Origin of the sequence: Streptomyces ruber (assembly GCF_014648075.1) — a bacterium.
In the GTDB taxonomy this organism is placed as follows: domain Bacteria; phylum Actinomycetota; class Actinomycetes; order Streptomycetales; family Streptomycetaceae; genus Streptomyces; species Streptomyces ruber.
Window position 1 is genome coordinate 162,472 of the sequence record NZ_BMQK01000016.1, and the last position, 6,674, is coordinate 169,145.

Consider the following 6,674-nt stretch of genomic DNA (forward strand, 5'->3'; position numbering starts at 1 on the left):
GGTGGTCCCCCCGGACGGAGATCGGGGACGGTCAGATGCCCCGCTGGCTCGCGTAGAAGACCAGACGGTACTTGCCGATCTGCACCTCGTCACCGTTGGAGAGCGCGACCTGGTCGATCCGCTCCCGGTTGACGTACGTGCCGTTGAGGCTGCCGACGTCGGCGACCGTGAAGCTGCCGTCCGGGCCACGGCGGAACTCCACGTGCCGGCGCGAGACGGTGACGTCGTCCAGGAAGATGTCGCTCTGCGGGTGACGGCCCGCCGTGGTCAGATCGCCGTCCAGGAGGAAGCGGCTGCCCGAGTTGGGGCCGCGGCGCACCACCAGCAGGGCCGAGCCGAGCGGCAGCGCGTCGACGGCGGCCTGTGCCTCGGGCGAGAGGGCCGGCAGCTGCGTCTGGCCCGTGACCTCGGAGTCGTACGCCTCGAGTCCCGAGATGGAGATCGTGGAGGTCGTCTCGGACGCACGCTCCGCAGCGACCCCGGGCCGCAGCGGCGCACCGCAGTTGGAGCAGAACCTGCTGTTCTCCGCGTTGCGGTTCCCGCACCTCGTACACACCAGGGCCGACATGGACGGATCCTCCTGCCGCGGCTGCCCCGCCGGGGCATTGGACGCGTACGGACCGGAGGCGAACCCCCCACCCGTACCTGAGGCTGACGGTTCTCCGAAACCTATGCGGCCGGACTGGGCAGGGTCAACAGACGGCGCGCCCTGACCTCCGGAAATGTCACCACCCGGACCATCGACCTGGTCCCGGAAGAGCGGGCGCCGGCCGCCCTGGCCCTCCGCGTCCGATGGCTGCGCGCGATGGCGGGCGGTCGCGTTCTCGCTGCCCTGCCGCGCACTCTTGCCGAACAATTTCGCAAACAACTTCACGGGCGATTCCCCTTGACCGAAACAGACCCGCCCGTGGGGCAGGACGAACCCTGAACCAACACACCGGCCGACCCGGACATCCTCACAACGTCCGTATCCACCAGACAGTTTCCACCACGCACCACCCGATCGGTGCGCCGACCCCCCGCAACCTCATGCCCCCGCCGGACGGCCCCCATGCACCCCCTGTTCACTGGGAGGACGACCGAGCGTAGTCAGGCCGCTCGGCCGCTCGCAAGGCGTCCACGATGATCTTGTCCGCCCGCTCCACAACCACGGTGGCCTGCTCCTTCTCCAGTGTCTGCACCACGCCTCCTGGAATGTTCAGCGCGGGCTCCAGGTCCTGCGGCTTGCCGATGACCTTGAAACGATAGGGCTGGTCGATCTTGTTCCCGTCGACGCCGACCCCGTCTCCGGAATCCGTCAGATAGGTGCCGGCCACGACCCTCACACCGTTCACCTGGATCGCCTCCGCGCCGGCCGCGCGCAGCTCCTGCACCGCGTCGAGCAGCATGTCCGCCTCGACCGTTCCCTTCGTGTCCTCGACCGTCAGCGTGATGCCGGGTCCCTGCGCCGCCACCGTCCCCGCGAGGACGCCGAGCTGCCGTTCCTTCTCGACCGTCTGCCTGCGGGCTTCCTCGGCCTGGTCGGAGCTGTTCTCCAACTCGGTGCGCTGACTCTCGAGACCCTGCTTCTCCTCCTCCAGACGCTGTGTACGGTCATCCAGTTCATCGAGGATGCGTACAAGATCTTCCTGTCGCGCCCCGCGCAGCGCGCCGTCGCCCTCGCTGTTGGACGCGACCTGTACGGCCAGACCGAAGCCGAGGCCGAACAGCAGCAGGGCGACGATGAGTTGGGCGCGCGTGACGCGCGGCGGCCACAGCCCGTTGACCAGCCGCTGGCGTCCGGTCAGGGCGGGCTGCTGCTCCGCCTGCTGTCGCCCGGCCCCCGTGGGCGGCGCGGCGGGCGCCGCGGGCACCTCCGCGGGGAGTTCCCTGCGCAGCCGCGTGGTGGGCGTCTCGTCCCGGTCGCTCATCGGCCTCGTCACCCTCACGCCCGGAAGACGTGCCGCCGGATCGCGGCGGCGTTGGAGAAGATGCGGATGCCGAGCACGACCACGACACCCGTGGACAACTGGGCGCCCACGCCCAGCTCGTCGCCCAGGAACACGATCAGCGCGGCCACGACCACGTTCGACAGGAATGACACCACGAAGACCTTGTCGTCGAAGATGCCGTCCAGCATCGCGCGCAGGCCTCCGAAGACGGCGTCGAGGGCCGCCACGACGGCGATGGGGAGATACGGCTCGACCACCGCGGGAACCTCGGGTCCGACCAACAGGCCGGCCACGACTCCCAGGACGAGGCCCAGTACGGCGATCACGATGTGCCCTTCTCGGTTTTCGGTTCTGCGGTTCGTACGGTCACACGCGGTGCGGCGGGAACCCGGACGTCCTCCTCGACGGACAGGGCGGTCCGGATCCCGAAGTTCTCCTGCAGCGCGTGCAGGTACAGCCCGTCCGGGCTGTCCTGGAAGTCGCTGCCGAGCCGCTTGCCGTTCCCGACGGCGAGCACCGTGTAGGGCGGCACCAGCGGCTTGTTGTCGACCAGTATCGCGTCGCCCGCCGCCCGGATCGCGGACAGCGCCGTCAGCCGCTGTCCGTTGATCGAGACGGCTTCCGCGCCGGACTGCCACAGCCCGTTGACGACGCGCTGCATGTCGCGGTCGCGCACACGTCCGGTGTCGGAGAAGCCGGAGGACCCGCGCGGATCGCCGTCCCCGCCGGCGCCGGCCTCCTTCGCGTCGTTCACGACGAGCTTCACACCCGGTCCGTGCACCTCGACGGCGCCCGCCAGGATGCCGACGAGCTCTCTGCGGTCACTGCCCCCGTCACCCTTCAGCGCCTCACGCTGCCGGGCGCTCACCTCGGCACGGAGATCGTCGACGCTCTTCTCGAGCGCGTCCGCGGCCTCGGTCTCGCGCTCGATGCGCTCGATGAGCTCCTCGCGCTCCTTGGCCACCGCGGGCGCCGTGACACGCGCCTGTGCCGCCCCCACCGTCACGACGAGGGCGGCGAGCACCAGCCCGGCGGCCAGCCCCAACTTGGCCCGGACGGTCTTCGGCATGCCCCCCGTGCCGCCCTGTCTGCGGGCGGCGGCCTCGGCGTACCCGTCGTCGAGGCTGTGGTCCATGACGTTGGTGAGCAGCGACATGGAGGCATCCGGGCGCGAGGGTCGCGCGGGAGTGCTCCGAACGGGGGGCTGCTGCGGCATGCCGCACATCGTCGCACGTCGTGGCCAGTACCTCCGAATGGCCCCACCGGCGTGCCGGACAGGCCCCGTTGTGGGCACTTGTCCGGCACGCGCGCGTGTGACGGTTTTACCGGCCGGCGCTGTCCACGACCGCCGACCACTCGTCGAGCAGGGCCTGGGCGGACGCGTCGTCCGGCCCCTCGGCCCACAGGTGCGTGACGGCCTCGGCGGGGTCCGGAAGGACCATCACCCAGCGACCGTCGGTCTCCACGACCCGTACGCCGTCGGTCGTGTCGACGAAGCGGTCCCCGGCCGCCTCCACGACCCGCCGCATGACCAGGCCCTTGACGGCCCACGGGGTCGCGAGGTCACGCTTGAGGACGTGCGCCCGCGGTATGCGGGCGTCGATCTGGCTGAGCGTGAGCTGCGTCCGCGCCACCAGCCCGATGAGCCGGACGAACGCGGCCGTGCCGTCGAAGACACTGCTGAACTCGGGCACGATGAAGCCGCCGCGCCCGTCACCGCCGAAGATCGTCGACTCGTCGCCGCCGACCCGCGTCAGGTCGTCGGGAGACGTGGTCGTCCACTCCACCTGCGTCCCGTGGTACGCCGCCACCTGCTCGGCGATCCGGGTCGTGGTGACCGGCAGCGCGACACGTCCGCTGCGCCGCTCCGCCGCCACCAGGTCGAGCATGACGAGCAGCGCCCGGTCGTCCTCGACGATCCGCCCCTTCTCGTCGACGAGCGAGATCCGCTCGCCCACCGGGTCGAACCGCACGCCGAACGCCGCCCGCGACGAAGCCACGATCTCGCCGAGCCGCACCAGGCCCGCGCGCCGCATCTCCGCGGTCTCCGTCGGCCTGGACTCGTCGAGGCCGGGGTTGATGGTCAACGAGTCCACCCCGAGCTTGCCGAGCAGGCTGGGCAGGACGAGCCCCGCACTGCCGTTCGAGGCGTCGACGACCACCTTGAGCCCCGACTCGGCGATGCCGCTCGTGTCGACGTTCCGCAGCAGCGACCCCGAGTACGAGTCGTAGACGCTGGACGGGAAGTGCAGGTCGCCGATCTCGCCCGGGAACGCACGCCGGTACTCCTGCCGTGCGAAGACCCGGTCCAGCTTCCGCTGTTTGGCCTGCGAGAGGTCGGCGCCCTCCCCGTCGAAGAACATGATGTCGACCGAGTCCGGCACTCCCGGAGTCGTCCGGATCATGATTCCGCCGGCACTTCCTCTGGCGGTCTGCTGCCGCGCCACGGGCAGCGGTACGTTCTCCAGGTCGCGCACGTCGATCGCGCTGGCCTGGAGCGCCGAGATGACGGCGCGCTTGAGCGCACGGGCACCTCTGGAGTGGTCACGGGCGGTGGTGACCGTGGAGCCCTTCTTGAGCGTCGTCGCGTACGCTCCCGCGAGCCTCACGGCCAGCTCCGGGGTGATCTCGACGTTCAGGATCCCGGACACACCGCGGGCGCCGAACAGGTGCGCCTGACCTCGCGACTCCCAGATCACCGAGTTGTTGACGAAGGCACCGGCCTCGATCGTCTTGAACGGGTAGACCCGTACGTTGCCCTGCACGATCGATTCTTCACCGACGAGGCACTCGTCGCCGATGACGGCGCCGTCCTCGATCCGCGCGGCACGCATGATGTCGGTGTTCTTGCCGACGACGCATCCCCGCAGATTGCTCTGCTGCCCGATGTACACGTTGTCGTGGACGACCGCCTTGTGCAGGAAGGCCCCGCTCTTCACGACGACGTTCGAGCCGACGACGGTGTGCTCACGGATCTCGGCGCCGGCCTCGACCTTGGCGTAGTCCCCGATGTACGCCGGTCCGCGGACCTCGGCGTCCGGGTGGACCTCTGCACCCTCGGCGATCCACACGCCGGGCGAGAGCTCGAACCCGTCGATGTCGACGTCGACCTTGCCCTCGAGAACGTCGGCCTGGGCCTTCACATAGCTCTCGTGCGTGCCGACGTCCTCCCAGTAGCCCTCGGCGACATAGCCGTAGATCGGCTTGCCTTCCTTCATCAGCTGCGGGAAGACATCACCGGACCAGTCGACGGGAACGTCGGGTTCGACGTAGTCGAAGACCTCGGGCTCCATCACGTAAATGCCCGTGTTCACCGTGTCGGAGAAGACCTGGCCCCAGGTCGGCTTCTCCAGGAAGCGCTCGACCTTGCCCTCGTCGTCCACGATGGTGATACCGAATTCGAGAGGATTCGGTACGCGCGTCAGGCAGACGGTGACCAGCGCACCCTTTTCCTTGTGGAAATTGATGAGCTCGGTGAGATCGAAGTCTGTCAGGGCATCGCCGGAGATGACGAGGAACGCGTCGTCCTTGAGGGCTTCCTCGGCGTTCTTCACACTCCCGGCCGTGCCGAGTGGCTTCTCCTCATTGGCATAGGTGAGCTCCATTCCGAGCTCCTCACCGTCACCGAAGTAGTTCTTGACGAGTGACGCCAGGAACTGGACGGTTACCACGGTCTCATTGAGCCCATGCCTTTTGAGCAGCCTCAGCACGTGCTCCATGATCGGCCGGTTGACCACCGGCAGGAGCGGCTTGGGCATGCTCGAGGTCATGGGGCGAAGGCGTGTGCCTTCACCACCGGCCATCACGACGGCCTTCATGTCGGAAGCGTCCTCCTTGAAGAGACGGTTGGACCGACCTCACCCGTCCAGATTGTCCCGCACATTTACCACGCGGGCCATCAGGCCACTAGGCGCCCCTATCCGGGCGAGCTCAATCGGCCACGGCGTCCGCTCGAACCAGGCGGCGGACCTGTACCACGTAGAGGACTCCTGCCCACCAATACAGAGTTGTACCCCATCCGGCGAACGCCCATCCGAAAATTGCAGCGAGTGACGAGATCCAACCACTTCCGTCACTGAGGAGAAGCAACGGGAAGGCGTACATCAGGTTGAAGGTAGCCGCCTTCCCCAGGAAGTTCACCTGGGGCGGCGGGTAGCCGTGACGCCTGAGGATGCCCACCATCACCAGCAGGACCAGTTCCCGCGCCAGCAGCACGAGGGTCAGCCAGAGCGGAAGGATCTCCCGCCAGGTTAGGCCTACCAGGGTCGACAGGATGTAGAGCCGGTCGGCCGCCGGGTCCAGGAGCCGGCCGAGGCTGCTGATCTGGTTCCAGCGCCTGGCCAGCTTGCCGTCGAGGTAGTCGCTGACGCCGCTGAGAGCCAGCACCAGCAGCGCCCAGCCGTCACTCTTGGGCCCGCCGAACTCCGGCCGGAGAATCAACCACAGGAAGACGGGCACTCCTACGAGCCGCGCCATGCTGAGGATGTTCGGGATGGTGAGGATCCGATCCGTCTGGACCTTGGTCTCCTGGACCTCCACCCGGGGGCCTCCTGAAGGGAAAAAAGCGGATGATGCCCCCCGACCTTACCTCAACGCAAAAAAGCTCTGGCTCCCAGGCATGATGCCTGGGAGCCAGAGCTCTAATAATTGTTCGGCGGCGTCCTACTCTCCCACAGGGTCCCCCCTGCAGTACCATCGGCGCTGTAAGGCTTAGCTTCCGGGTTCGGAATGTAACCGGGCGTT

The 6,674-nt window shown here is 68.3% G+C and carries 6 protein-coding genes and 1 rRNA gene; all 7 read right to left on the minus strand.

Annotation, left to right across the window (positions count from 1 at the left end; genetic code table 11):
• Nucleotides 1-31: 31 nt before the first annotated feature.
• Nucleotides 32-982 (minus strand): zinc-ribbon and FHA domain-containing protein, encoded by a 951-nt coding sequence (locus tag IEZ04_RS27670; RefSeq protein ID WP_189219711.1) that lies wholly within the window; start codon nucleotides 980-982, stop codon nucleotides 32-34.
• 82 nt (nucleotides 983-1,064) lie between these two features.
• The gene (locus IEZ04_RS27675; protein ID WP_189219694.1) at nucleotides 1,065-1,910 is read right to left on the minus strand and encodes a DUF881 domain-containing protein; all 846 of its coding nucleotides are present in this window, start codon (nucleotides 1,908-1,910) and stop codon (nucleotides 1,065-1,067) included.
• Between the two features lie 14 nt (nucleotides 1,911-1,924).
• Nucleotides 1,925-2,257 carry a small basic family protein gene (locus IEZ04_RS27680; RefSeq protein ID WP_189219695.1) on the minus strand — a complete coding sequence of 111 codons (333 nt, stop codon included), beginning with the start codon at nucleotides 2,255-2,257 and terminating at the stop codon, nucleotides 1,925-1,927.
• A complete protein-coding gene (locus IEZ04_RS27685; RefSeq protein WP_189219696.1) occupies nucleotides 2,254-3,156 on the minus strand; it encodes a DUF881 domain-containing protein in 903 nt (300 codons plus the stop codon). Before IEZ04_RS27685 ends, IEZ04_RS27680 begins: the two co-directional genes overlap by 4 nt.
• A gap of 97 nt (nucleotides 3,157-3,253) precedes the next feature.
• Nucleotides 3,254-5,749, minus strand: coding sequence for a mannose-1-phosphate guanyltransferase (locus IEZ04_RS27690; protein ID WP_189219697.1), 2,496 nt, complete (start codon nucleotides 5,747-5,749; stop codon nucleotides 3,254-3,256).
• A gap of 112 nt (nucleotides 5,750-5,861) precedes the next feature.
• Complete coding sequence (gene clsA, locus IEZ04_RS27695) at nucleotides 5,862-6,470, minus strand: cardiolipin synthase ClsA (protein ID WP_189219698.1); 609 nt, start codon at nucleotides 6,468-6,470, stop codon at nucleotides 5,862-5,864.
• Between the two features lie 110 nt (nucleotides 6,471-6,580).
• Nucleotides 6,581-6,674: ribosomal RNA gene (gene rrf / locus IEZ04_RS27700) — 5S ribosomal RNA — on the minus strand; the annotation flags it as partial.

Bases quoted from the DNA above. Each gene is read 5' to 3' on its own strand.
- IEZ04_RS27675 (WP_189219694.1), bottom strand. From the start codon at position 1,910: ATGAGCGACCGGGACGAGACGCCCACCACGCGGCTGCGCAGGGAACTC.
- IEZ04_RS27685 (WP_189219696.1), bottom strand. From the start codon at position 3,156: ATGTGCGGCATGCCGCAGCAGCCCCCCGTTCGGAGCACTCCCGCGCGA.
- IEZ04_RS27690 (WP_189219697.1), bottom strand. From the start codon at position 5,749: ATGAAGGCCGTCGTGATGGCCGGTGGTGAAGGCACACGCCTTCGCCCC.